Consider the following 681-nt stretch of genomic DNA (forward strand, 5'->3'; position numbering starts at 1 on the left):
ACGCGAAATTCTGGAGGGGCGTAAACAACATCGACCAGCAGGGCTGGTCGATGCTTGTAACGATCAGCCGTAATTAAACGACTGGAGCACGCCAGTCATCGGAACCCGAAGTACCGGATACTTCGTGGGTCCAGGTGATTTTGCGGTAGGTGAACTGCACTTCTTCCAGGTGGGTGAAGTGCGAGTTGCCTGGATCCTGGCAGTTGTGCATTTTGTTGTTGATGGCGACGATGATCGCGTCTTCCAGTTTGGTGGTGTAGTAGTGCTCTTGAGTACCTTGAGCAGAAGTACGGTACCACTGGATAACGATTTCGCTCATGCGCTCGCCGGAGGTCAGAGCCGCTTGCAGCAGAGGCGAAGCCTTGTCGTAGACCTTGGTGATGATCACTGGCTTGTGAACGCGCTGACCGGTTGGCTGACCGGACTGTGGGTCACGCGGGATGATCACATCGTGGCTGAAAGCCTGAACCATAACCTGGTCTTCGTGGCCTTCCTGGTAGGTGTTGCCAACGGAGTCGGCGGTGAAGGCGCCGGCAGTGATCAGGCCTTGTTTTTCGCCGGTAACCGACATGTACGCTGGTGTTGCCATGGGGTGCTCTCCTTGCGGATAAATTTAGGGTGCCCGGGAGGCGAAATCGCCCGGTGGGTGCCTGACTGTTATCAAGGAGCGTGCCAGGTTTG

Annotated in this window: 1 protein-coding gene; it reads right to left on the bottom strand. The window is 56.1% G+C overall.

The window, feature by feature from the left end:
* Nucleotides 1-73 precede the first annotated feature (73 nt).
* Complete coding sequence (locus M0808_RS28395; protein ID WP_003226246.1) at nucleotides 74-589, bottom strand: Hcp family type VI secretion system effector; 516 nt, start codon at nucleotides 587-589, stop codon at nucleotides 74-76.
* Between the last annotated feature and the right edge of the window lie 92 nt (nucleotides 590-681).

The sequence above is a fragment of the Pseudomonas sp. MWU12-3103b genome (genome assembly GCF_023100615.1).
Classification (GTDB): domain Bacteria; phylum Pseudomonadota; class Gammaproteobacteria; order Pseudomonadales; family Pseudomonadaceae; genus Aquipseudomonas; species Aquipseudomonas putida_A.

Coding starts and splice junctions, on each gene's coding strand:
- M0808_RS28395 (WP_003226246.1), bottom strand. CDS start 589: ATGGCAACACCAGCGTACATGTCGGTTACCGGCGAAAAACAAGGCCTG.